21 protein-coding genes are annotated in these 25803 nt (G+C 46.5%); 3 read left to right on the top strand and 18 right to left on the bottom strand.

Annotation, left to right across the window (positions count from 1 at the left end; all coding sequences use genetic code 11):
- The first annotated feature begins 76 nt into the window (after positions 1 to 76).
- Positions 77 to 1000 (top strand): LysR family transcriptional regulator, encoded by a 924-nt coding sequence (locus tag GDZ68_RS09300; RefSeq protein WP_153722017.1) that lies wholly within the window; start codon positions 77 to 79, stop codon positions 998 to 1000.
- Positions 1001 to 1015: 15 nt separating this feature from the next.
- On the opposite strand, the gene GDZ68_RS09295 is transcribed toward GDZ68_RS09300, so the two are convergent.
- The 3 genes from GDZ68_RS09295 to GDZ68_RS09285 all read right to left on the bottom strand — a co-directional run bounded on the left by GDZ68_RS09295 (position 1016) and on the right by GDZ68_RS09285 (position 6470).
- Positions 1016 to 2833 (bottom strand): cation:proton antiporter, encoded by a 1818-nt coding sequence (locus GDZ68_RS09295; RefSeq protein ID WP_153722016.1) that lies wholly within the window; start codon positions 2831 to 2833, stop codon positions 1016 to 1018.
- A gap of 86 nt (positions 2834 to 2919) precedes the next feature.
- A complete protein-coding gene (locus tag GDZ68_RS09290; protein ID WP_194841115.1) occupies positions 2920 to 4227 on the bottom strand; it encodes a globin-coupled sensor protein in 1308 nt (435 codons plus the stop codon).
- A 140-nt stretch (positions 4228 to 4367) separates the two neighbouring features.
- Complete coding sequence (locus GDZ68_RS09285) at positions 4368 to 6470, bottom strand: methyl-accepting chemotaxis protein (RefSeq protein WP_153722014.1); 2103 nt, start codon at positions 6468 to 6470, stop codon at positions 4368 to 4370.
- 111 nt (positions 6471 to 6581) lie between these two features.
- On the opposite strand from GDZ68_RS09285, the gene GDZ68_RS09280 reads away from it, so the two are divergent.
- Positions 6582 to 6989 (top strand): hypothetical protein, encoded by a 408-nt coding sequence (locus GDZ68_RS09280; protein WP_153722013.1) that lies wholly within the window; start codon positions 6582 to 6584, stop codon positions 6987 to 6989.
- Here GDZ68_RS09280 and GDZ68_RS09275 read toward each other — a convergent pair.
- From GDZ68_RS09275 to rbsK, 5 genes are all read right to left on the bottom strand, one after another.
- Positions 6986 to 8104, bottom strand: a complete 1119-nt coding sequence (locus GDZ68_RS09275) for a virulence factor (protein WP_153722012.1) — start codon at positions 8102 to 8104, stop codon at positions 6986 to 6988. The two genes, GDZ68_RS09280 and GDZ68_RS09275, sit on opposite strands and share 4 nt — an antisense overlap.
- A gap of 19 nt (positions 8105 to 8123) precedes the next feature.
- Complete coding sequence (locus tag GDZ68_RS09270; protein ID WP_153722011.1) at positions 8124 to 9998, bottom strand: ABC-F family ATP-binding cassette domain-containing protein; 1875 nt, start codon at positions 9996 to 9998, stop codon at positions 8124 to 8126.
- A gap of 550 nt (positions 9999 to 10548) precedes the next feature.
- Positions 10549 to 11079, bottom strand: coding sequence for a DinB family protein (locus tag GDZ68_RS09265; RefSeq protein ID WP_228551063.1), 531 nt, complete (start codon positions 11077 to 11079; stop codon positions 10549 to 10551).
- Positions 11080 to 11270: 191 nt separating this feature from the next.
- Positions 11271 to 12881 carry an MFS transporter gene (locus GDZ68_RS09260; protein WP_153722009.1) on the bottom strand — a complete coding sequence of 537 codons (1611 nt, stop codon included), beginning with the start codon at positions 12879 to 12881 and terminating at the stop codon, positions 11271 to 11273.
- A gap of 287 nt (positions 12882 to 13168) precedes the next feature.
- Entirely contained in the window at positions 13169 to 14065 is an 897-nt protein-coding gene (gene rbsK / locus GDZ68_RS09255; RefSeq protein WP_153722008.1) for a ribokinase, read from the bottom strand.
- Positions 14066 to 14243: 178 nt separating this feature from the next.
- On the opposite strand from rbsK, the gene GDZ68_RS09250 reads away from it, so the two are divergent.
- Positions 14244 to 15614 carry a YjiH family protein gene (locus GDZ68_RS09250; protein ID WP_153722007.1) on the top strand — a complete coding sequence of 457 codons (1371 nt, stop codon included), beginning with the start codon at positions 14244 to 14246 and terminating at the stop codon, positions 15612 to 15614.
- A 277-nt stretch (positions 15615 to 15891) separates the two neighbouring features.
- On the opposite strand, the gene GDZ68_RS09245 is transcribed toward GDZ68_RS09250, so the two are convergent.
- From GDZ68_RS09245 to GDZ68_RS09200, 10 genes are all read right to left on the bottom strand, one after another.
- The gene (locus tag GDZ68_RS09245) at positions 15892 to 16233 is read right to left on the bottom strand and encodes an antibiotic biosynthesis monooxygenase (RefSeq protein WP_228551062.1); all 342 of its coding nucleotides are present in this window, start codon (positions 16231 to 16233) and stop codon (positions 15892 to 15894) included.
- Complete coding sequence (locus GDZ68_RS09240; RefSeq protein WP_153722005.1) at positions 16233 to 16652, bottom strand: ankyrin repeat domain-containing protein; 420 nt, start codon at positions 16650 to 16652, stop codon at positions 16233 to 16235. Before GDZ68_RS09240 ends, GDZ68_RS09245 begins: the two co-directional genes overlap by 1 nt.
- Positions 16642 to 17433, bottom strand: a complete 792-nt coding sequence (locus GDZ68_RS09235; protein ID WP_153722004.1) for an ABC transporter ATP-binding protein — start codon at positions 17431 to 17433, stop codon at positions 16642 to 16644. The genes GDZ68_RS09240 and GDZ68_RS09235 overlap by 11 nt, the downstream gene beginning before the upstream one ends.
- Positions 17420 to 18454, bottom strand: a complete 1035-nt coding sequence (locus GDZ68_RS09230) for a FecCD family ABC transporter permease (RefSeq protein WP_153722003.1) — start codon at positions 18452 to 18454, stop codon at positions 17420 to 17422. Before GDZ68_RS09230 ends, GDZ68_RS09235 begins: the two co-directional genes overlap by 14 nt.
- Before the next feature lies 1 nt (position 18455).
- On the bottom strand, positions 18456 to 19427 hold the full coding sequence (locus tag GDZ68_RS09225; protein ID WP_153722002.1) for an ABC transporter substrate-binding protein: 972 nt from the start codon (positions 19425 to 19427) through the stop codon (positions 18456 to 18458).
- A gap of 1246 nt (positions 19428 to 20673) precedes the next feature.
- Positions 20674 to 21438, bottom strand: coding sequence for an ABC transporter permease (locus tag GDZ68_RS09220; protein WP_153722001.1), 765 nt, complete (start codon positions 21436 to 21438; stop codon positions 20674 to 20676).
- Positions 21438 to 22181, bottom strand: coding sequence for an ABC transporter ATP-binding protein (locus tag GDZ68_RS09215; protein ID WP_153722000.1), 744 nt, complete (start codon positions 22179 to 22181; stop codon positions 21438 to 21440). Before GDZ68_RS09215 ends, GDZ68_RS09220 begins: the two co-directional genes overlap by 1 nt.
- A 19-nt stretch (positions 22182 to 22200) precedes the next feature.
- Positions 22201 to 22902 (bottom strand): CBS domain-containing protein, encoded by a 702-nt coding sequence (locus tag GDZ68_RS09210; RefSeq protein WP_194841113.1) that lies wholly within the window; start codon positions 22900 to 22902, stop codon positions 22201 to 22203.
- A 147-nt stretch (positions 22903 to 23049) separates the two neighbouring features.
- Positions 23050 to 23670, bottom strand: a complete 621-nt coding sequence (locus GDZ68_RS09205; protein ID WP_153721998.1) for a class D sortase — start codon at positions 23668 to 23670, stop codon at positions 23050 to 23052.
- Positions 23663 to 25801: a hypothetical protein gene (locus tag GDZ68_RS09200; RefSeq protein WP_153721997.1), complete on the bottom strand. Its 2139-nt coding sequence runs from the start codon at positions 25799 to 25801 to the stop codon at positions 23663 to 23665. Before GDZ68_RS09200 ends, GDZ68_RS09205 begins: the two co-directional genes overlap by 8 nt.
- Between the last annotated feature and the right edge of the window lie 2 nt (positions 25802 to 25803).

Raw genomic sequence — 25803 nt, 5'->3', positions numbered from 1 at the left:
TCCTCGCTATAAGAAAAATAACTATATATAATAGGGATGATAAGTAAATCAATATACATAAAGGAAGTGAATTTTTATCGATCAGCAATTACAAGTTTTTATTGCCGTAGCCGAACGTAAAAATTTCTCGAGGGCTGCCGAAGAACTGCACATGACACAGCCCGCAGTCAGCCAGTACATCCGTTCATTCGAGGAATCCATCGGGGTCAGACTGCTTGAACGCACTAATAAATATGTACGTCTGAATCAGGCGGGAGAAATCGTCTACCACCATGCAAAAGAAATTACCGGCCTTTATTCGAAGATGCAGAATCTCGTCGATGACCTGGCGAATAAAGCCAGCGGACCATTGACCATCGGTGCGAGCTATACTTTCGGTGAATACGTTCTTCCCCATATCCTGTCCAAACTGGCTGCAGATTATCCGTCGATTGAGCCTGAGGTGACGATCGGCAATACTGCAGAAATTGCTGAACTGGTCATCAGTCATCAGCTGGATGTCGGATTAATCGAGGGACATTTTAAAGAAGCCGTTCCATTGCAAAATGAAAGCTTTGCAGAAGACCTGATGTATGTTGTCGCGCCGCCAAGCCATCCGCTCGTCGGCCAGGATAAACGAATTTCCATTGACGAACTGGCAAATGAACTGTGGCTGTTGCGGGAGGAAGGCTCCGGCACACGGGAAGCGGCGGAAAAGTTCTTTGCCCAGTCAGGATTCAGGCCTTCACGCATCATGCAGTTCAGCAGTACGCAGCCAATTAAAGAGTCCGTCGAAGCAGGACTCGGCATCAGTCTGCTGTCGCAGTGGGCGATCCAAAAAGAACTGCAGCACCGGGAACTGCAGACTCTGCCAGTCAAAGGCACCCCTTTCAAACGACATTTTTCCATCGTCACCAATTCCCCGTTTCAGACAAAAGCACTGCAAGTTTTCATTGAATTGCTGAAGAACAGTGACGAGCTGACAGATTTAACGCAAAAAAACACCGCCAGCAAGCTGTGAGGCGGTGTTATTTGATCATATATTCGCAGGAACGTCCGGCTTCAACTTCAGAATAACCAGCTCATCACCGGGATCCAATGAAATTTTCTTTTGCAGTGTGGCAAAGACAAGCGTTTCATTCTTTTTCTTAACGAATAAAGGGGTTGCGGTTTCCGGCAGAATCTCTTTAAACACCAGATCCGTATCCGCACCTTCCCAGCTGAACCGTCCGATTTCATAATCGGTGTTAATTTTACGGTTTAATTCCGGGAAAGTCGCATCCCCCTGAAACAGCAAGTGCGCCTTCAGAGAAACCGGGAGTTCCGATTTACCCATCTGATGACTCGGCGCCGCTGTCAACGAGAAGGTATTGTTGTAACCGAACTCTGGAGCAAACGACTGTGTGATCAGCGCATTGTAGGAAGCATCTCCTGTCATCGACAGAATCGTATCATACGGCGCCAGATCAATTGAGAAACGGGAGCGTTCAGACAAAATCTGTCCTTCAAATGTATCGATACCCTGTTCCAACGCGGGACGCAGACGGCCTTTTGAAGGATCGACAATCAGCACGGGAATTTTCATTTCCTGTAACTGCCTGGCCAGAGCGATGGAAAAACTGCTGGCCCCTACTATCAGCACACCCGGTGGTTCATTGCTCGCTAAATGTAATTTCTTCGCAAGCGGACCGAGCGTGAAACCATGTGCACAGACGGTGATGAACACGAGCGCAAAAGTCAGCGCAGTAAGCAGCGAAGCCTCTTCATAGCCGTCTTCCGCAAGTGTCGCCGCAAAGTAACCGGCAACGGTCAAAGCGACGATTCCGCGCGGAGCGATCCATCCGATCAGCAATTTCTCCCGCCACACCAGTTCTGTTCCTATTGTGGACAGCCAGATGGATAAAGGTCTGACAGCAAACAGCATGACGAGTACGAAACCGATAATCGGCAGGGTGAAAATCTGTGCAATCGTCTCTCTCGCGAGTGAAGCCGTCAATAAGATAAAGACTGTTGAAGTCAGCATAACTGACACGTTTTCGACAAAGTGACCGACATTTCCAATTGATGACACATAGCGCTTGGTGCGTCCCAGAACAAGTCCCATGACGGTCACAGCAAGCATTCCTGTCTCGTGCATAATGACCTCTGCCATCGTAAAGCACAGCAGCACAAATGCCAAAATTACAGGTGATTTGAGATACTCGGGAAATTGGCCTTTATTGGCCATGATACTGATCATCATTCCCATTGCCGCACCGAGCAGGACAGCAAGTGCCGCGCCGCCGAAGAAGTTCAGCAAGTAATTCATGGATAAATGCTCATTCGTCAAAACTTTGATGACTTCATAGGCAAACAGCGCAAGCAGCGGGCCCGCCGGATCCACAATGATGCCTTCCCACTTCAGCACGGCAGCGGTCCGAGGTTTTAATTTCGCATTCCGCAGCAGCGGGATAATGACGGTCGGCCCTGTAACAACGAAGAGACCTCCGATAATAAATGACACTTCCCATGTCAGACCTGCGATGAAATGCGCCGTGAGCGAGCCAAAAATCCACGCTAGGAATGCACCCAGTGTTACCACCCGGAAGACCGATTTTGAAATATCTTTAATTTCGCGGACATCCAGGTTCGAACTGCCTTCAAATAAAATAATAGCTACGGCGAGTGAAATCAGCGGACTGTACAGCTCGCCCAGTGCTGCTTCGGGATTGACAAGGCCAAGCAGCGGACCGATCAATAGACCTGCAATGGACATGATAAAAATAGAAGGCCACTGAACCTTCCACGCAAGCCATTGCGAAAATATTCCAAGCGCCAATATCGAAACCACGCTGATTAATGCTATTTCCTGCATTCCCACACCTGCCCTTCATTAACGGATTTAGTTATTTGTTCAGTGTAACAAATCGCAGATAGGTTGACTAACAGAATGCGGCAATTCTACAAATCCTCAGAAAGCTGCATCAAACCGTCTGATGAATGAGCGATGGATTCTACCGCCTGGTTAATTTCCTGCAAGATCTTCACCGTATTTTCAATCGAAGTCTTCGAATGTTCACTTTGTTCTTTCATACCGGAAACAGCTTGGACAATTTCATTATAGGAACTCGTTACTTGCTCATTTCCGTTCGCGCTTGCCTGAATCAGCTGTTCCATCAGCTTTACGAAGTTTGCCATATCGCGTATCGTCGCATTCGTTTTTTCCGTCATGCTGCTGACATGGCTGATCGCTTTTTTTGTTTCGACTGACAAATTACGGACTTCTGTTGCCACTACAGCAAATCCCTTCCCGTGCTGTCCGGCTCTCGCTGCTTCAATTGCCGCGTTCAGCGACAGTAAATTCGTCTGATCTGCAATCGATGTGATCAGTGTCACGACTTCACGTATTTGATCAGAAGAAGAATACAATTCATCCATGCGCTTCATCAGTTCTTTCATATGATTGACCATCTCCGCAAACTGTTTCGCCTGACGGACCACTAACTCTTTATTGTGGAATGAATTGCGTTCTGTCTCGGTAATGAAAGATAGATTATCAGCCGTCATTTGTTCCAGAACGGATGACTTAGCCGAAAGTTCTTCTGTGGAAGCACTCGTCTGTTCACTGATCGCCGCAAGCTCTTGTGCCGTAGAGCCGATCTTTTCCCTGACGGCTACTTTTGCCTGTTCTACTTCCAGCCGCTTGCCTTCGCTTACATCTTCATAGGCTTCCAATACCAATTGCTGTTCCAGATTCAGCACACGGAGAAAGGCCCGCAGCATCCTGAACTGCAAATCCTTTTCTATACTTGACTGCTCAATGAATTGTAAAAATTCATCCTGTATCGTTTCAAATGCAGCCAGATACCATTTCGATTCCAATCCTATATAGACATGGATCTTCGCAATTGTTTTTCGCTGTTCCAAATATCGATCATCTATTACCCCATCGAACATGGACTGCAGATGCTTAGTCAGCGATACTTTTAACCGTTCCATACTGCTGTGTTCATTTATAATACGTCCTAAATCAGGCTCCGCTTCCATAGCTTTATAAAACGCATCCACCATGACGGGAATTGTCGATTTGATAGAATGTTGAATTTGCATGAGATATCCCAGATCTTCTTCCGTCAGATGAATCATCGCCAATTGCTTTTTTACAGACGGATGACGTTCCAGCTGAATGCTGCCTTTCATTTTTTCAACACCAAGTAAATCGTTTGATACTTCCGTCTTATTCATATCATTCTTCCGAAAACTGAACATGTCTTTTCTCTCTCCTGTATCAATATACATCTCTGTGCACAATTGACTATTAAGTGCTTAATCGTATCATATATCAAATTCAGAGGCTACCATTTATTCATATAAAAACAGGGACGGTTATATCACCCGTCCCTGCCCATTCATGATAGCTTGAAACGTCCTACGACATCCTGGAGTTCTTCAGCAATCTTATTCATTTGGTTCGTTGAATCGGCCACCTGCACCAATTCATTTTGCTGTGCAGCCGAAGAGGCGCTTACTTCCTCTGAAGATGCGGCTGTCTGTTCCGAAATGGCGGAGACATTCTGGATCGACAGAATCGCCTGGTCCTTGTGCTCCATCATTTCTGCCAGCTCTTCCGACAGCTGTGCAATCGACTCGCGGATCTGATCGGTAATTTTCGCATTTCGCACGAATGATTCTTCCGTGTCGGATACCGATTGATTCTGGCCTTCCATCTGTTTCATGTTCTGGTCAATGACTTCTACCGTCTGTTCAGATTCCAATAAAATTTCTTGTACCGTTCCCTGAATAACTTCTGTTTCGACACGTGACTGCTCTGCCAACTTGCGGACTTCATCTGCCACAACGGCAAATCCTTTTCCGCTTTCCCCGGCTCTTGCAGCTTCAATGCTTGCATTCAGCGCCAATAAATTCGTGCTCGCTGTAATTCCATGCAACGTTTCGATGACCTGGTTGATGGATGAAATTTTATTTGACAGCGTTTCGATCTGCATCTGCACTCTGCGGTTCATCTCATTGGCAGATGTATTATGATTCCGCAGTTTCTCGACTTCGTCCATTCCGTCTTTTGCGGAACTTGCAGACTCCGCAGATAAATTATTCATTGTGATAAACATCCTGTTCAGATGATCCATACGATCAGCCAAATCGGAAATACGCTGACTCGTCTCCTCTGTATCTTCAGACTGTTTTGATGCTCCCTGCGCGATTTCATCCGTTGCGACAGACACTTCCTGATTCGCCGCCACCAGCTCTTCAAACGCATGCGTGACTTGAGAAGATGAATCGCTGAGCAGTGTGGATGATTCCCGGACTGTATGCAGCGCAGCATTTGTACGCTGGAGCATGTCGTTATACGCCAATGAAACCACACCGATTTCATCACGGCGGATAGAATTTTCATCAACCAGCATCGTTAAATCTCCGGAAGCCGCCGTTTCCATTGAATGCCGCAGTGACTGCAGCGGTCTCAGTTGACGGTAGATGAAGATTATCGATGCAACTGCCATGAGAAGTACAATGACAACAGCTGATATAATGGTAATCCATAGAATTGAATTGAAAGTTTCGAGAATCTTAGACTTCGGTGTAACAGTCTGCACTGTCCACTTCTCATCAATACTTTTCAGATTAATAGGAGCAAACGCATTAAACGCTTGTTCACCCAGCCCTTTCGAATCAACATACAAGTTCGAAAGCTGCCCTTTATTCAACGTCTCTTTGACATCCTGCCAATCAATCGCATCTGCCATTTTCGTTTCATTAAGCTCAGGCTTCAGGCTATTGGCAGTAATGAAACCAGCATCGGTAATAATCGATGCATAGCCGCCTTCCGGACTGATGTCATTCACTAGATCTGTCAGGAAATCAATAGACAAGTCTGTCGTCAATAGTCCGAAATAGGCACCGGACGAATCCAGCAGAGGCACAGAAATTGTCGTCATTAAAATCGTCTGGCCATTCGTTTCATAGTCATAAGGCTCAGTTAGAACAGAACGGGCCTCTGATTTCGGAATTGTGTACCAGGAGTTGGCACTCGGGTCATCCATTCCGCTTAACGGCTCAACCCCGACCGTTCCCTCGTCTTTGAAAACATAGGGGATAAATTGCTTATCTTTATCCAGCATGCCTTGAGGGAATTTTGCATCTTCCGCAAAAGAGGACTGGTTTATGACAGCCGCCATCCCGGTCGCCTCTTCATTGTGAGAGAGATTATTTTTAATGATCCGAATGATTTCCACCGAATCCAATTTCCCCTCAGCCTGCATCGTTTCCAATACGTGGCGGGTAGTCATAAGCATTTCGTTCGTTTCGTTTAGTTTAGTACTGAGCTGCAATGAACTTTTATTCGCGCTTTCAAGAGCGAACTCTTCTGCGTCGGCAATACTTTGCTTATGTAACATGACACTCGTGACAATGGAATAAACAAGAAACAATAGTAAAAATAAAGCGATGATTAAACCGGATAAACGCATCGCAATACTTCTGGACTTTTTCAAGTTGATAGGACCTCCTAAGGTATAATAGACTTAATATCCCAGTATACCTTTAGACCTGTTTAAAAGAAAGTGTTTAATTTCGAAATGTTTTTTCACGTAGGTTTCAAACTGATGGCAAGGTGCGGTGAGAGGCTGGTTTGGCTTGTTCAACGCATGTTTTGGTGCGGCTGGGCTTTAGTTTGGCGCGTTCGCGGATCTTATTGGTTCGCTTCATTCGCAGTTTGGCGCGGTCTGAAGGCAGTTTTTGGTGCGTTAGCCGGACGCCGGCAGCTGGAATTCAGCAGTCCATGCACTGCCTATGATCATCTGAAGTGGCTGTATGAGCATAATGTCGGCAGCAATGATCACCTGACAGGCCCGATTGAGCGGCAGGCGGTCCGATATGAGCGGATCACAGAGTTCCATGATCACCCGGGGCCTCCGTATGATCATCCAGCAAAATTTCATCCGGCAAAAAAAGCCGTCCATGAAATCACATCAGATGATTTCACGAACAGCTTTCCGATTACCTATTATTAAGCCCTCTCCGTCATTTGACGCCAGATCGAACCTTTAGCTTCTTCGCCTTCTTCAATACGGGCAATCGCCATACGGACCTGCAGCTTCACTTCGAATTCGGGATCATTCTCCGCTTCGTGCAGAGCCGGCAGTGCATGTTCCGTCCCCGTTTCATAGAGATACATCGCAGCGCGCCAGCGGACCAGCTTGTTTTTATCCTGCAGCAAACGGATGGCAGCTGATTCAAATCCTACATAGCCGAGGTCACTCATGCAGTCTGCTGCTGTGCGTCGGACTGCCCAGCTCTTATCCTCTAATGCTTTCTCGATAAATGGAATGACCGACTCATCTTCAATCATCCCTAAATAAACAGTAGCCAGTCTTCGAATTGACATTTTCTCATCTTCCAGAGCAATTGTCAGGACGGGATAGTCTGATGCATCAGGATCCGGCATTTGATCAAGCAGCTGAAAACGCTTCTCCCATTCAGGCACCGTAAACTCTGCAAGCGTCACTTTCTGGCCGCGTACTTTCGTTTCATTGTCTGTCTGTTCAGCTTTCGCCACTAAATCCCGCAGACGCGAATCGGGATAGGCCGCATCCAGTTCAAGAACAACCTGCTCTCCGACTTCCTGCAATTCGCCGTAACGAATTCCGTAATCAGCCCATTTGCGCAATAAAATATAATTATCCACTTCGGAGTGATGCACGGTTTCCATTGCGTTGATGAAACGCTCACTTAAACCGAAGCGGGCTTCTTCATCACTATTGAAGACTTTCACCTGCAGCGGAATCTCTTTATAGGTCTGGACATGAACATATACTTCGCCGTAATGCTCATCGATTTCCACTTCCTCCGACTGCGCTGCTGTGTCGCCTTCTTCATTTAGTATCGCACGCACTTCAGCCAGAATTGTTTCCCACGGTACATTGCCGATTCGTTCGACCGCCATGAAATCCAGCACGTGATAAATCCCTTTTACCCCTTGAATACCAAGCAATGAACGAATCGGCTCAGGCGCCTGTGCTTCATCCTTCTTTTTATAATTATGACTTGTCCCTTCAGGCAGCGGCGTGTCCATTACAATTTTCATCGAGTTCGGACTCGGTGTCGGTTCTATCGTTTTTATTTTCAAGAAAATCTCCTCCATTTGATTAGTCGGCTAATTCCTGTAAATAAGACCAGCGCTCGATCAGCTCTTCGTACTGCTCATTCAGCTCTGACAGCTTTCCGTCAAGCAGCCGCAGCTGGTCGTAATCAGAGCCCGTTCCCGCCATTTCGGCTTCCGTCTCTGTAATTTTCTGTTCCAGTACTTCTATGTCCTGCTCAATGGTTTCCCATTGTTTTTTCTCAGCATACGTCATTTTTTTCTTCTGCTTCGGCTGTTCTTGCGGCTCGGTTTCCGCTTTCGGTGCTGCTTTCCCTTCTTTCGCCGGCACTTCTTCCAAAAAGTCGGAATATAATCCGAGCCAGACGTTTACATCACCCGATCCGTCCAGCACCCACAATTTGCGCGATGTGCGGTCGAGGAAGAAACGGTCGTGAGAAATCGTCACGACCACTCCGGTGAATGTATCAATGAAAGATTCCAATACAGAAAGAGTCTCGAGGTCCAGATCATTAGTCGGCTCATCAAGCAGCAGTACATTCGGCTGCTCCATCAATAACTTCAACAGATAAAGACGTTTTCGCTCGCCGCCCGACAGTTTGCCGATCGGTGTCCCATGTGCAGATGCCGGAAATAAAAAACGTTCCAGCATTTGCGTTGCAGAAAGCCGGGCACCCGAGCCGTCTTCCACATCATTTGACGTCTCCCTGATGTATTCGATAATGCGCTGATTTTCAGGCATGGCAGGTAAATGCTGATGAAAGTGTGCGATTTTCACTGTTGCTCCCCGATCAATTTCTCCTGAATCCGGAGTCATCGAGCCGTCAAGCATTTGCAGAAGCGTTGTCTTCCCTACGCCGTTCGGTCCAACAATCGCAATCCGGTCCTTCGCCTGCAAGATAGCAAAAAACGGGTGCAAAATGACCTGATCGCCAAAACTTTTCGTAATGCCATTGATCTCCAGCACTTTCTTGCCGAGACGCGATGTCTGCAGGTCCATTTCCAGATCCAACGAACCGTCTGTCTGCTTGACCTTTTCTTCCAGATCTTCAAAACGGCCAATTCGCGCCTTTTGTTTCGTAGAGCGTGCTTTTGCACCGCGACGTATCCATTTTAATTCATTGCGGTAGCGATTGCGGTCTTTCTGCTCAGAAGCCGCAGCCATTTCTTCGCGCAGTGCCTTGGATTCCAGATAATCGCCATAGTTCCCGGTATGCGAATACAATGTCTGATTTGCCAATTCATAAATATGCGTCGCCACTTGATCTAAAAAATACCGGTCATGTGTAATGAACAGAACGGCGCCTGTTACATTTTGCAGGAAATCCTGCAGCCATTGAATAGATTCGACGTCTAAATGGTTCGTCGGCTCGTCCAGCAATAACAGGTCGGCAGGTTCAATAAGTACTTTTGCCAGTGCCACCCGCTTTTTCTGACCGCCCGACAGCTCCCCCATTTTTTTATCAAACATATCAATTCCAAGTTTCATCAGGATCGTCCGGGCCTGCGCATTCAGATCCCATCCCCCTGTCGAATCCATTTCATTCTGCAGACGTGTAAAACGCTCCTGATAGTCCGGATCTGCAGAATTGGACGAAAGTTCCTGCAACGCATGTTCATACTCCAGATTCAGCCGGATGATCGGCGCATCACTCTCGAAGACTGTCTCCATCACGGTTAATTCCGGGTTTACTTCAGGCTCCTGAGGCAGAAACGCAATTCTGAATTTATTCGGATGATCAACTGAAATGAAATCGGCTTCTTCCTTTCCTGAAATAATCGACAGCAACGTAGATTTGCCCGTACCGTTAATTCCAATTAAACCTGTCTTTTCTCCGCTTGTAATCGTAAACTCTATATCTTTGAACAGTGTTTTATCGCCCACTGTCTTCGTTAATTTCTCAATTGCCAAATGACTCATTTATCGCACATCCTATCTTCTAACTGCTGTCCTTAGTATAGCTGAAAACTTGAAAAGTTGAAAATGATGAAGAAAAGGAAGTATGTCCCCTGCAGCAGTGAATTGGAATTATAAAATAGATCCATTACTTATTTTTAGGCTCTTCACAAAAACATGTGCTGGACAACATGTCATGTGCATGTTGGCAATATGCTGGATTCGTTTCTCGACTTTGTAGGGGTTCTAATTGAAGTGTGAGTTTGTAGTTTAAACCCGCTTCGGCGCTGGGGGATTGCCTTACGCTATGAGCCTACTGGCGAAGGACGTGCCAGCAGTTGCGCCTACGCTGGTGTTGGAGAAAGTACAATGTACTGATTTTTTTGCAGAGTATGAATTAGCATGTCTTGCTCCGCATCTCGAGTTTGGAAATGCATCGATCACAAGAATCTAAGGTGCAGCGGACGGCGCGTCGGGGAGGTACAGTAAAATACATACTCTTTTCAACTGCTGCAATTTATTTACACAACATAAAAAGGACTTCGGCCGTCATGTAGCGGCCGAGTTTTCTATATTATTTAGATGACTGATAAACCGTGCCTGAGTCGGTTTTGATTAACTCTACGGCTCTTTTCAGCTGCTTTAGATGACGTTTTTCGTGAAATCCGACAAAACGGAACCATTGGATCAGCGGCACATTGCCGAACACCGGGTGTTTAAACGATTTTGCCCGCAGTTCTTCTACCGTGGCAGATTCGTAAATATCCAATAGATAGTTTCTGGACTGGTGCAGACGTTCTTTCGTTTCTGAAATCGACAGATACGTATCGGTCGGCATGGTAAATTCCAGAAAATATGCTTTGAGCAGAGGACTCGCCGACACACTGATCGGCTTTTTGAAAACCCGCGGACTGTCGGGGTTTTTCAATTCTTTGGCGATGTTTGTGGCAATCCGGCATTCCATTAGCGCTAAGTGCTCTACAATCTGCTTAGGAGACCAGCCGCCGCATGATGGTGTTCCGTTAAATTCCTCATCTGTCAGGCCTTCAATCAACTGTAAGATGCGTTTACGGACTTTGATGTTTTCTCCAAAAACCACCAACATCCTCCTCCATTTCTTCCTCATAGTCTTTACTATTGGAATAGCATACGCTCTTTCATTTGAAATTTAAAGGGGTAAGTTTGAATTTCATATATTCTTATTATTAAATGGGAATCGAAGAAGATTTCCTCTGACTAAATGAAACCAAATCAACAAGCGGCCCGGAAATAAACTTCATATCCGGGCCGCTCCTTCTACTCTTTATTGTCAGCTGTCTGACCTGCATCTTTATCTTCTCTGGCATCTTCCGCAAACTTTTTACTGAAGACGCTGACAAGAATGATCAGCAGAACAGCTGCGCCTGCTGTGGTAAGATAGATTGGCTCATATGCCGAACGAACAGCACTTTGGAATGCTTCATGCAAAGCGCTTTGCACTTCGGGATCTGGAATTTTCGCAATCGACTCCTGGATATTTGCATAGCCGCTTCCGCTAATTTGCTCCATCGCACCCCCTGGCATCTGACTCGGATCAATTCCATGCTCCTGTATCTTTTGCGGGATCAACATGCTGAGCTTGCCAAAACCCTGCTGAATGAAAGCTGCGAATATAGTCGGTGAAATAGTCAAGCCGACCTGCCGCGCGACCGATAAAGTTCCGATAGCAGAACCTTTCTGCTCACCCGCCGCATTGGAAGTTAAGACGGTTAACGGCGCACCGAGTACAAAACCGAAACCAATTCCCGCAATGACAGAAAATATGATGAAAGTCGTTTTGGAATCTACGAACATCCCCAGCCCGCCGAAGCCGATGATCGAAATGATCCCCGAATAAATCAGCGTTTTAACCGGCCCCTGCTTATCAACGAAGAATCCTCCGCCAGCCGCCCCGATTCCTGAAGCAATGGCAAGAGGCGTCATCCAATATCCGGACTTCGCCGCAGAAATCCCCAGAATCTGTTCGACATACGACGGGATAAAGATGATGGAGCCAATGAAAATACCTGACAGCAGACCCATGACCATCGTCACCGCATACGTGGGCTTCCGCAAAAGATGATATGGTAAGATCGGATCCGTCGTCTGCGATTTCTCATGTCGTTTCTCTACAAAAATCAGCACTGCGAATATCACGACACCGAGCAATAACAGACCGAGCGTACTCCAGCCGAGCAGACTGTCGAGCAAATTTCCTTCCCCCATATTATTAACCGCAAACATGACACTGAGTATCGAGAATGACAGCAAAGAAATCCCCAAGAAGTCGATTTTGGAAAGGACTTCTGTTTTGGTTTCCTGCAGTGTAATCCATCCGAAAACAACGAGCAGTACGCCGATCGGCAAATTAATCAGGAACAGCCAATGCCAGTTTCCCGTCACATCAATCAGGAAACTCCCGATATTCGGCCCGATCACCGATGCAATCCCATTCATTCCGCCGAGCAGTCCCAGCTTGCTTCCTTGAGTTTCTTTCGAGAATGTACTTAAAATATGGGAACTCGCGATAATGAAAATACCGCCGCCGCCAAATGATTGAAATAAACGGGCAGCCAGAAAGAGTTCAAAGTTCGGACTCAGCGCAACACCGAGTGAACCGATTGTAAAAATGGCTACTTCAATAAGAAAAAGCTTTTTCCGCCCGTAGCGGTCTGCCAGTTTTCCGACAATCGGCGTAGCGACTGCGAGCCCTAGCGTATACAGCGTAATCCCCCATGATCCTGAGGTAGCTGACACATCGAATGAAGAGTTAATTGTAGTTAAAGCAGCACTGATAATTCCGTTATCGAGCGCTGCCATGAATACGCCGATCAGCAGTATCGCAAAGCCTATATTTTTGCCTCCTGAACGCTTTTTACTTTCTGTCATCTGAGCACCTCCATGGGAATTTCATACAATTATAATATAGGCAGATGAACTTAATGTGAACTGAATAACGGGCCGAGGAAATATAATTTTGCCTGAACAGCCAGACTCCGCGCACCAAAAAATCAGCTGACCGCACCAAAAGCCTCTCGAAACGAACCAAAAACTGCTTGAACCGAACATTTATCAGGCCAAGCCGCGCGAAACTACCGACCGCACGCACCAAACCGGCTATTTACCGCACCATTTCTTTTTTTCTTAGCTCAGACAATCAGCATACATGCAGTTTTTTACGCTTTTCTATCTTCCTCGGCCTTTCCGCCAAGCCTCGCGAATACTTCCGGCCGATCCGGCATCCCGCCCTGCGCTCCGAACTTTTCAATAGATAACGAGGCGGCCGCATTGGCAAACTGGATGGCCTGCTGTAAATCATGTCCGCAAGCAAGCTGGCTGGCAAGCGCCCCGTTGAATGTATCTCCTGCTCCAGTCGTATCAACAATCTTTGCAGGAATGGCGTCCACATGAATCAGCTGTTTGCCGTCATGATAACAAACGCCCCTGCTGCCGAGCGTGACCAGCAATTGGTTTGGATACCTAGCTGCAGCTTCTTCTATAGAAGTGCCAAACAGCGCAAAGCATTCCGTTTCATTCGGCGTCACATAAGTCAAGTACGGCATGAACTTCAAATGAAAACTGCTGGACGGCGCAGGATCCATCATGACAGGAACTTGAAGCTCTTTGCATAATATCAATACACGCCAGACGACTGCGATTGGGATTTCCAGCTGCATCATGATGAGATCGCTGTCGCGTATCACATCGCGTAATAGGCCGATCCGTTCCGGTATCAGCGCATGATTGGCTCCCGGAATGGAAATAATCCGGTTATCTCCGTCAGTCAGCAAAATAACTGCCACGCCGGATGGACCGTCAATTTGCTGTACATACTTTATGCCGACGTTTTGATTATGCAGATTCTGCATAATCAGACTGCCGTATTCATCCGAACCGACTGAACCGATCAGCTGTACTTCTTCGCCCAGCCGCGCACAGGCCACCGCCTGATTGGCACCTTTTCCGCCCGGCGCTGTCTGAAAGTTTCTGCCTCTGACTGTTTCCCCTTGAACCGGAAAGTTTTCAGCTTCTGCGATCACATCGATATTGGCGCTTCCGATTACTGTTATCATCAGCTTCCTCCCTATCCTTCATTCATTTTGACTGCTGCTTCTGTATTATTTATATAGAAGTATAGACTATTCCCTGACTGAAAAGTTGCACTTTGAATTTAGGTATTTACAATTGGCGAATACACAGTATAATGTATAAATATACAACTAAATGATTATTAACAGGGAGAGACACACCTTGAAAAAACATACTGCTAGTACATGGTCCATATTTCTGATCCCATCATTGCTCGGGATTATTCTATTCATGATTCCCCTGCCGTTCGCAGGCGGCTGGAAAGTGCCGATTGCCAAACTCGCTGATATCCTGGCCGGCTCACTTGAACCGATCATTCCTCAGCTGATGATGGTGCTGATTACACTTTCTGCACTCGGTTCGATTTTATTTCTGTTTGTAAAAAAAGACCCAAATCGTCCGTCTTTCCTCGTCAGTTTATTTAAAGTGACGCCGTTTTGGACAGTTACTCGTATCGTCGGTGCGGTATTTGCCATCATGGTCATCTATAAACTGGGACCTGAAGCAATTTGGAGCGAAGACACCGGCGGCCTGCTTCTTGCAAGTGACGGACTCGTTTCATTCTTATTCAGTATTTTCTTATTCGCAGGACTTCTGCTTCCTTTATTATTAAACTTCGGGCTGCTTGAATTTTTCGGTTCGCTGATGGTCAAAATCATGCGTCCGCTGTTCAATCTGCCGGGCCGTTCTTCCATCGATGCGCTCGCTTCCTGGATCGGCGACGGAACGATTGGAGTTTTATTGACCAGCAAGCAGTATGAAGAAGGACATTATACCCAGCGTGAAGCAGCCATTATTGCTACGACATTCTCTGTGGTGTCCATCACGTTTTCATTGGTCATCATTGACTACGTTGGACTCGGGGATTACTTCCTGCCATTTTACGCTACCGTCATAGTGACAGGACTGATCCTGGCTTTGATCATGCCGAGAATTTTTCCTTTACGCTCAATTAAAAATACCTATATTGACGACAGAGAGTATTCAGCTGATGATGAAAAGCTTCCCGCCGGAACGAATGTGTTTGCATTCGGCCTGTCCAATGCGCTGAATACCGCTTCCAAGCAGAAATCAGTCGGCAAGACATTCCGCTCAGGGATGCAGAATGTACTCGATATGTGGGTGGGCGTGACCCCAGTTGTTATGGCATTCGGTACCGTTGCGCTGATGCTTGCAGAATTCACCAGCATCTTCCGTATACTCGGCAAGCCGTTTGAATACGTTCTGAATATCCTGCAGATTCCCGAAGCTGCGGATGCGGCTCAAACGATGGTTGTCGGTTTCGCTGATATGTTCCTGCCGGTCATCCTGGCAGAAGGCGTCATCACTTCACCGGTGACATTGTTTACAATTGCAGCGATTTCCGTGATCCAGTTGATCTACATGTCGGAAGTCGGCGGATTAATTCTCGGAACCAAGATTCCATTGAATATTTTCCATTTGCTCATTATCTTCCTATTACGTACAATTATTGCCCTGCCGATCGTTGCAGGTGCTGCACATTTATTGTTCAAAATCGTCGGACTGCCGTAACCTTTTCTGGTTGCTGCAGTTTTTTTACGTAGAAAAACTGCTTTTCTAATAAAGAAAAGCAGCCAAAAGAACAGCGTGAAAGTTTTGAAATCTAAAGAACGTCCGCAAGTTTGGGAGGGTTGCGATGAGCAGATTTCTAAACTTTCAACTGTTACACGATATACCGGGATGCCTTCAAATTCCGAAAGCCATCTATACATCCACTAAGATGCATAGATCACATTCGGAAACTTATAAGACAGCAGATCCGCACATGACGGACCTGCTGCAGAAACACTTACTTCGCTCTTTCTGTTTCTGCCGGAAGATGCTGCACTTTCACATCGAATATCGTCAATTCATTGCCCAGAATTGGACTCTTCTCCGCTGAAGGTGCTTTCGCGTCATGCGATTTGGCATTCTCTCGGCTGTGCAGCCAGCTGTCGAAATACTTTCTGTCTTCCCATGTCGTGCAGACTTTTACTTCGTCACGGTCTTCCACTTCTTCACCTAACAGCACTTCCATGCGGATGAAGCCCTCAAATGTATGCACAGCCTTCGCTTTTAAGAAACGGGATGTTATTTCTTCTCCCTTGCCTTTTTCCACAAAAATCGTATTAATCGCTGTCATCTTCTGCATCATACAACCTCCATTTTCCATGTTTGTAATAATTCCAGAACAGGTTCTGCCTGCTCGCCGCCTGCTGCAGCATGACGCATTAGCGGAATGCCGTGCGGTCCTTTTAATTCATTCCAGTCCGGATACCACTTCAGCATCGACCGGACGATTTCCGCTTCACCGAGCATCGCTGCCGCAAAAATATCCATACGCGCCCCCCGTGCCAATAAAAATTCCGCAATATCCCGGTTTCCTGTATGTGCAGCTGCCCCCAGACCGCTCTCCCAGTCATCGCCGCCCCAATTCATCACCGCATGTATCAAGTCCGGTTCCTGTTCGACCAACTTTTGCACTTCCTCAAAATTGCCGTGTGCTGCCATCAAGTATTGTCTGACAAGCGTTTGATCAATCGGCTGTTTCTTTTCTCCCTCAGTTCTCATAACATTCTCCCTTTCGCAGTCTACTCGGTGTAAAAAAGCATTTGCCGTTCTTCATGAAAATCTCCGCATCAATTTCAAATATCGAATGAAACATTTCCTTGCACAGCACGCATTGCGGTATTCCGTCAAAGCGGACACTTCCGTCTTTCAGCACAATCAGCCGATTGCTGTAGCTCGCTGCCTGATTGATATCATGCAGCACCATCACAACCGTCATGCCGTGCGTTTCATTCAGCTCCGTCACCAGCTCCATCACTTCCAGCTGATGCGAAATATCCAGATACGTTGTCGGTTCATCCAGCAATAAAATTTTCGGACGCTGGGCAATCGCCATCGCAATCCATGCCCGCTGACGCTCGCCGCCTGACAGCGACTGCAGCATACGGTTCTTATAGTCACCCAGTTTCGTTACATCGATCGCCCAGTCGATAATATCCTGATCTTCCTGACTGATTCTGCCGTATCCTGAACGATGCGGATGTCTGCCGAATTCCACAAGCTCGCCTACCGTAACATCCAGCTGATGATCCTGCATCTGTGGAAGCATCGCTAAATTCCTGGCCACTTCCTGAGATTTCATTCGCTTCAATTGTCCGCCGTTCAGCAGGACGTCGCCGCTTCCTGGTGTAATTAGTCTGGAAATCAGCCGTAGGAATGTGGACTTTCCTGAACCATTCGGACCCAGCAAACTGACGATTTCTCCCTGCCTGATATGAAGATCAATCGACGACAATTCAAACGAAGTGGAATGTCGATAGGAAAGTTCCTTAGTTATCAGCAAATGAATCCCTCCGTCTTTGAATTAAATATAAGAAGAACGGTCCGCCGAGGAAAGACAGCAGGATACCGACAGGCAGTTCAATCGGATTGAAAGCTGTACGGGCAATGGTGTCCGCCACAACGACGAGCAATCCTCCGCTGAGCGCAGAGGCAGGCAGAAGAAATCGGTAATCTCCTCCGACGATCGACCGCATAATATGCGGAACAACAAGTCCTACAAAGCCGATCAGACCCGAGACACTGACCGCCATGCCTGCAAGCAGCGTACTCAGCACAATCAGAAAGAACCGGCTGCGTTCCACATTATGCCCGAGCAGCTTGGCCACTTCATCGCCGAGCCGTAAAATCCGGATATGCCGGACCGAAAAGACCGCAAATACAAATGCCGCAATGGCATAATAAATGATCATTTCAAATTGCACCCAGCCGACGCCGGCTATCCCCCCAGCGAGCCACGGCAGAACGGACTGCACCCGGTCGCTGTACAGCAGCATCAGCGCACTCATGAATGCACCGATGACGGCATTGATAGCGACCCCTACAAGAATAATCCGCAAAGGTGAAGCGCCGCCTTTCCATGACAGAGCGTAAACGACCAGCGCCGTGATCAGCGCACCTAAAAACGCAGCGAGCGGCAGGAACATGATGTATGCCGGAAACATGATCATGATGACAGTAGCCGAAAGCCCCGCACCGGACGAGACACCGATGATTCCCGGATCAGCCAGCGGATTTCGCATAATTCCCTGAAGAATGGCGCCCGACACTGCCAGGCTGATTCCGACGATCATACCGACCAATACACGCGGAAAGCGCAGCTCCCAGACAATCCGCCGCTCCATCGTGTCGTTCGCCTGAAAAATACCATTCCAGATTTCCTGCATGGTGAACGACACAGGACCGACCATTAAACTGACTGCCGCTGCGATCACCAGCAAACTGCTGCATGCCACAAGTACAATCATGCGTTTCCTGGCAAGAGGATGGCGTTCTGTCTGCGTTTTTTCAGGAACAGCAATCATCTTATTTAACCTGTCCTAAACTTTCCTTCATGACAGTAAGTGCTTCCGTTACTTTTGTGCCTGGGTTTGTGCCGAATAAATGAGATGGCAGAACGACGACATTGCCCGCCTTTACTGCATCCAGGTTTTTCCACACTGGGTTTTTCAGCATTTCCTCTTCAAAAGCCGCTTTCACTGCTTCCGGTTCACCATGTGTAATCAACATCACCATCTCGGGATTGCGCTCAATGATTTTCTCGACACTTAAGCTTGCATACTGTGGATACTTTTCTTCATTCGGGAAATCACTTGCGATATTTTCTCCTCCTGCCAATTCTAATAAATTACCTGACAGCGAGTTCGGCAGCGCAGCCAGATAAGTTCCCGGCGCTCCGTACACAAGCAGTGTTTTCACAGCTTCCGCTTTTTGTTCTGTATTTTTCTCTATTTCGTTTGTAATATTATCTTTAATAGCTTTTGCTTCTTTTTCTTTATCAAAAATCTGCCCGAATAACTCAATCGTTTGTTGAATATCTGCAACCGAATTGGCTGCTGTGTAGACAACTTCTGTACCTTGACGCTTCATGTTCTCTTCATGCTGTTTAAAACTGGGCGCTGCAATTAATACTTGCGGATTAATCTCTGCAATTTTCTCGAAATTCGGCTGATGCGGATTGCCAATCTCCGGAATTCCTTCCAGTTCTTTAATGGGCGGACCTTGCACTGTTGGACGTCCGGCAACTTCTATGCCGAGCGCGAGGAGCATATCAAGGTCACCTGAGCTCAAAGCAGCAACAGAAGAAGGCGATTCCTCAAATGCCAAAGTCTGACCGGTCATATCTGTTACTTCTACTGCCGTTTCATTTGCAACAGGTTCTTCTGCTTTTACTGCAGCAACGGCTGCTTTATCCTCCGCTTTTTCATTCTCTGTACCGCATGCGCTTAAAACGAACAGCAGCATGAGTATACTGAATACACTTATAAACTTTTTCATTTTTCACCGTACCCCCTTGTTTTAATGAGAACGCTTCTCATTAAAAATCATCATAAGTGATAATGAGAATCATTGTCAACTAGTATTTGCATTATGATTCCTTTAGACTAGTCTGAAAATTAACTTCAGTTGGCTTTTTATTATGAAAAATAGATGAAAAATACGCACTGGATACCGTTCATGCATTGCGTTTGCAGAAAATTGCTTATAAAATTTTTGGCTCTGCACCAAAATGTGTGCTTGACAGGCTATTTCATGAGCAGTTTGAGATTGGACTGTGATTGCGCAATATAGGATAAGAGTGGAAGGATACCGTTTCCCTGCGTTCCAGGCGGATGCTTTCGGGAGGGCCCTCGGTGAGCCAAGCGAACAGCGTAGGGTTCGCTTTGCCGTATTTCTGCGCTCTTTGCGGAAATTAAGGCAATACAGAGTTTCTTCTGCACGCTAATTTCGCTTCGCTCCCTTTAGTTGTCTCATCCTATCGGGCTGATCCTCCCCGAGTGGTTTTGCCGCGGGCTCACACGAAGTGAGTCATGCAGCCGTTGCCAAGCGAACAGCGAAGGGTTCGCTTTGCCGTATTTCTGTGGTCTTTGCAGAAATTAAGGCACTTGCGGCGAACTTAGGCTGCCTGGAACGAAGGTACACTGTCTGGTGTTTTAATACTTTTTATGTGAGTGGCGGTATGAGCAAGCCATTTGATAATTACGATAGGTGCGGTGTTTCATGCAATACTTAGCATTCTATAAATGCAGAGATCATGATCTCTGCATTTGCAAAGTGGAAAAACGAAAATACATTAACTAGACTCACACTCTGCAAAAAAGCAGAATGACATACACTCCCCACACTAGCGAAGGCGCAACTGCGGGGTAGGCCGTGGCTGTGAGACTGCTGGCACGTTCTTCGCCAGTAGGCTCATAGCGTAAGGCAATCCCCCAGCGCCGAAGCGGGTTTAAACTGCAAACTCACACTTCAATTAAAATCCCTTCAAAGTCGAGAAACGAAACCCGTACATATCAAATCCACACACTGCCAACATGCACGTGACGGGTTGTCAAGCACATGTTTTGGTGAAGACCCAAATTTTTTATGTTATATTTCATCCACTCTCTTTTCACCTCAGCCTTTTGCTTTTTCGCTTGCACACAAAAAAGCACACCGCGATTCTCGGAGTGCTCTAGACGAGTGATTTCTGTTTATTGAATTGGATCACTACATTTCCTTAAAGACTATAGTCAGCAGTTCTTCAATCACTGAGACGTTCTTTTTGAATCATCTGCATGCGTTCATTGAACAAAGCAGGATAAGATAGCAGACCTAAACAAACACTCGTTAAAGCGGCGGTAGTCAATAAAAGAAATACCACCAGCAGCTGAAACTGCACGGCTTCCAAGGGATCTGCGCCTGCAATAATCTGTCCACTCATCATTCCGGGCAGCTGGACAAGACCAATCGTTTTTTGACTTTCTATCGTCGGAATCATGCTTGCCTGTATGGACCGGATCAGCTGACGGTGAATAGCTTGTTTCGGTGTGCCTCCTAAAGACAGAATCAGCTCACTTTCAGGACGGTGTGTTTCCACTTCGGCAATAAAACGGTTGAGAAACAGAATGGCCAATACCATGGAGTTCCCAATCACCATACCTGTCAATGAAATGATGTACTGCGCAGTTGCGGGAACAATAGCAAAGCCGAGTAAAATACCCTGCGTCAACACTTCCAGGAAAATGAAGGTCACAGCCAGCTTCCATGTGATTCCTCTGATCTGCTGACCTTTTTTTCGGGCATTCTGAACAGCGGCCGCAATCATCAGAGCGACCATCAGAAAGATGAACAGATAACTTTCCGAATCAAAGACAAATTTGAGTACGAAGCCTACGAGCAGAAGCTGGACAGTGGAACGGACGGCTGCTACGATGGTATCCTTTTCAAGCTGCAGCCCCAGCGTTTTCGACAGCATAATCGGGATAAAGACAAAAACAAGCGTCAAAAGCAAAGCAGTGGCCGTCATCAGAAATCCCCTCTCAAAAAGCTTTGGACTTCGGGGTTTTCAGAATGATCCAGGACGGAGATTTCTCCCGTCTCCTTCACTTTTCCATTCATCATAATCCAGACATAATGCCCCATCCGCTTCGCCTGTTCCAGATTATGTGTAATCCAAACAACAGTGATCCCATGGATTTCATGCAAACTCCGAATTAATTCTTCCACTTCATGCAATGAAGAAGGATCGAGAGCTGAAGTGATTTCATCCAGCAATAAAATATCGGATTTATTCAGCAGTGTCCGTGCAATCGACACCTTTTGACGCTGGCCTCCCGAAAGACTGTCGCTGTCGTGCTGCAGATAGTGATGTTCAAGCCCTACTTGATCCAGAATTTCACACGCTTTTTCCTGATGGAGTTCTTTCCCCTGCAGACGCAGAGTAAGGGCTAAGTTGTCATAGACAGTTCCCTCAATCATTGGTGTCTGCTGCAAAACCATCCCTGCCCGCCGGCGCAATTCGGTAGGCACCATCTCCTTAATCGGTTTGCCGTCCAAATATATCTCTCCTCCCGTCGGATTCAGCAAGCCATTGCACATCTTCAGCAATGTCGTTTTTCCCGCCCCCGAAGGACCGACCAAAACGGTAATCTGCTGTTTCGGAAACGAACCCGTCACTTCATCAATGATTTTCATATTTGCTGTTTCAAATGAAACCCGCTGCAGATGAATTGCCGGTTCATATATTGACGTATGTAGCTCCCCATTCATTCTGTTCACCTTTTCTTTCTCAATCAATTTTCAATAAATCCAGTGGTGTTACGATGCCAATCAGTTTTTCGTCCTTCCCTCCCTGCTCTGTTATGAGCAAAGCTTCCAGTCGGTTCCCCTTCAGAATGGACCTCTTGTAATATTCTTCTGCTTCATAAACAGATAATGTGCTTTTGATAAAACGGTAGGTATTTTTACGTTTCTCATGATTATAAACGTCAAATAATGTCGGTATTTCCCGGGAAATGTCGTCTTTATTCTGATCCGCCAGCCAGTTCATAATACCGTTTGCCGTGATTAATCCTATGAATCTCTTCTTATGATAAATCGGCAGCTGATTAAATTTCCTTTCCCTGATCAATTTCAAACCTGCTGCCAATGATTCATTCGCCTGCAATGTATGCACTTTTCCTTGAAAGAGATCTTTTACTGTTTGAGGATTCGATAATTTCTCCTCGATCGATTCAATCATTTCAACGATGATATCATGGGGTTCTGCAATGGCATAATCCAATCCCGTTTTATTATGTACAATCGCATTCCGCAAACTGCCGAATTCCCGCAGTTCCTCTTCATAATGACTGATCAGCGCATTTTTATCTTTTGCTTTATCTACTCGCCTCGAGAATGAAAAGTGAGGCGGCAAATCCGTCATCTTTGCCAGTATTTTATCAATCCGGTTATAAGCCACAATAAAACGATCTGAATTCTTCGGTGCCATTTTCATTCCACCCTTCTTATATAGGCAGAGTATATCATAATTCAGCAGTATTCTAAGTCTATCGACAGCCTGTTATCTATATAATTTCATAAAAAAGAGACTGTCCTGAAAGTCAAATTCAACTTTCAATGACAGCCTCTTTCTAAATCAATTTATCCGTTTGGCCTGCACAACCAGCCGGAACTCATTTGAACGTTCGGGATAACAGGTGATTAATGACAGTAAGGCAAGTCCATCCTGACGTTTCAGAACTTCCACTTGCTCCGGTTTCACAATTTGAATATCAAACACTTCATACTGCTGAATACCGTCCACAGTTTCAAACGTAAATTCCTGTCCTGTCTCCACTTCATGCAGACGGTTAAAATAGTGGCCGAATGCATAAGACTGGTGACCGGCAATGGCGTAACTGCCACCTGTTTCGCCCGGTGAATCCATATTTTCAATTGCTCCGAGGCCTGCTGCAAGCGTTTGGTCATCTGCTCCGAGCAGCACGGGTGAATGGAGATCGATTTCAGGAATATCGAGTACCCCTTCTATTTGATCAAATGAAGAATTCTTTCCTGTTTTCTCGGGATTTTGCGTCGCTTTTACTGATTCTTTATCCTGATCTGCTGCATCCGCCTTCATGGCAGCAAACGCATCCACATGCTCAGACTGCTTTGACTGATTCGAATTAAATCCAAAGGCGAGAAGCAACAGTACTGCTGCTCCTGTCGCCATCAAGACATTGCCGATCCATTTGCCGACTATGTGTTTTTTAAGCATATTTACTCAGCGCCCATTTTCGTGCAGTAATTCCGCCGAGTAAGAACAATGCAGCAAGGATCGACATCAGCATCGGATCCAGAAATCCTCCAGTAGTCGGTAATCTATCTGCCGAATCCGCGGCGAACGGCTGCCCTGTCGAACGGTCAGACAAACTGTTTTTCATTGCAGAGTTATTGCCTGATTGACCCAGTAACTGTGCAAGCCATTCATTTGAAGTGCCTTGCTCTCGCTGACTGTCTGTCGAGTTATCATCTGATGCGCCGGGTAATCCATCGGTTCCCTCTTGCCCGGGGTCCACAGTTCCCACATCCGCATCGGAATTTTCGTTTTCTTCCGGTACGCCTGGAACTGCATTTGCATCTCCGGAATCTTCATTTCCCTCAGACTGATCATTTGGATTTGAAGTGTTGTCATCTCCGTCTTCAGAGGGTGTGCCGCTGTCTTCCTCATTTGGAACTGTTGGAATGGGATTGATTTCAATTCCGGGAATTTCCGTAGTTCCATCATTTGCATCCGGCACATTGGGATTGTTCCCATTATTGCCGGGTTCTTCTTCAACATCTGTGTCAGGAACAGACGGCCCGCCAGGCTCAATTACCGGTGGCGTTACCGGCGGTGTTACCGGTGGAAAAGCTGCTGTCGGCTTGAATGTTTCATTGGTCAGAATATCTGCCTTTATATCGCCAATGACAGGCAGCGTCAAATCCACAATCGCAACGCCTTGCTTGATGTGAGTTCCTTCATCAGTCGTTTGTTCAGTTTTCCGTAAAATGTTTATTGTAACGTCTTCAAGAAGTGTTCCGTTTGAAAGAATTTGAGCGACACCGGTTGAAAGAGATGAATCGTTTCCGTTTTCTCTTTCATGGCGGTCCAGCACGCCGAGTGATAAGTCGCCGATGACCGGTAAATTTTTGATCATTGAATTCACAACACCTTCATCAAGCATTAGTGAATTTCCATCTTTTTTTTCGTGAGAATCCAGCACTCCGACATGCGTATCGTCAAGCAAACCGGGAGCTGCTGCATCTGCTTGCACAACACCGCTGTTGCTCGTATAGCTGTCCTCTGTCTCGCTTACATGCCGGTCAAGAACACCGACATGCGTCTCATCCAATATCGGTGCTTTTTCAATCGTTGCCTCTACTACACCTCCGTCATATGAAGAACCTGTTTCGTCTTCTTTGACAGTGGAATCCAAGACTCCGACATGTGTATCGTCAAGCAAACCGGGAGCTGCTGCATCTGCTTGCACAACACCGCCGTTGCTCGTATAGCTGTCCTCTGTCTCGCTCACATGTCGGTCAAGAATACCGACATGCGTCTCATCCAATATCGGCGCTTTTTCAATCGTTGCCTCTACTACACCGCCGTCATATGAAGAACCTGTTTCATCTTCTTTGACAGTGGAATCCAAGACTCCGATATGCATTTCATCCAGCAGACCCGGAGCTTCCAGATCTGCTTGCACTGCTCCTCCTTTTGTTGTATAGGAATCATTGGTCTTCTTCACATGCTTGTCGAGTACGCCGACATGCGTTTCTTCCGCAACCGGCACTTTCTCGATATCCACTTCCACCACACCGCCGTCATATGAAGCGCCGTCTTCAGAAGTTGTCTGCTTCTGCTCTGCGACACCTGCTTCCGTCTGACCGACAACAGGCAAATCATCTGCATTCACTTTCGCCAGGCTTGAAGATGTTTCAGCTGTAGTTCCATGCTGTTTCGTCTCCTTCGCCACTGCGTTCACTTCGACATCATTCGTAATCTGTGAAGACAGTTTTACATTCGCAATTGCTTTCTTTTCCTGCTGTTCAGTCTTTTCAACAGGTGCCACATCCACTTCCAAGTTGTCAATGATACCCTCGCTCACTTGCACCTTGACTGCAGACTTTTCCTTCTTGCCGGTCTCCTGATTCTTTCTCTCAGGGGAAGGCACTTGAACATTGACATCACCTACTACAGGAAGATCTTTCAACTGTATATCGACAATTGGCTTTGCTTCCTGAACTTCATTGACATCTGAAATGGTTTCAGCTTCCTCATTGGCTTGAGCGATTGCCGGGAGCGCATAAATCGAGACTCCTGCAGCAAATGTGATTCCGACTTTTTTCATCCAGTTTATTTTCATGT

The sequence above is a fragment of the Sporosarcina cascadiensis genome, assembly GCF_009650995.1.
GTDB lineage: Bacteria > Bacillota > Bacilli > Bacillales_A > Planococcaceae > Sporosarcina > Sporosarcina cascadiensis.
Note: the sequence above shows the minus strand (reverse complement) of the source record. Positions and strands in the feature narration are given on the sequence as shown.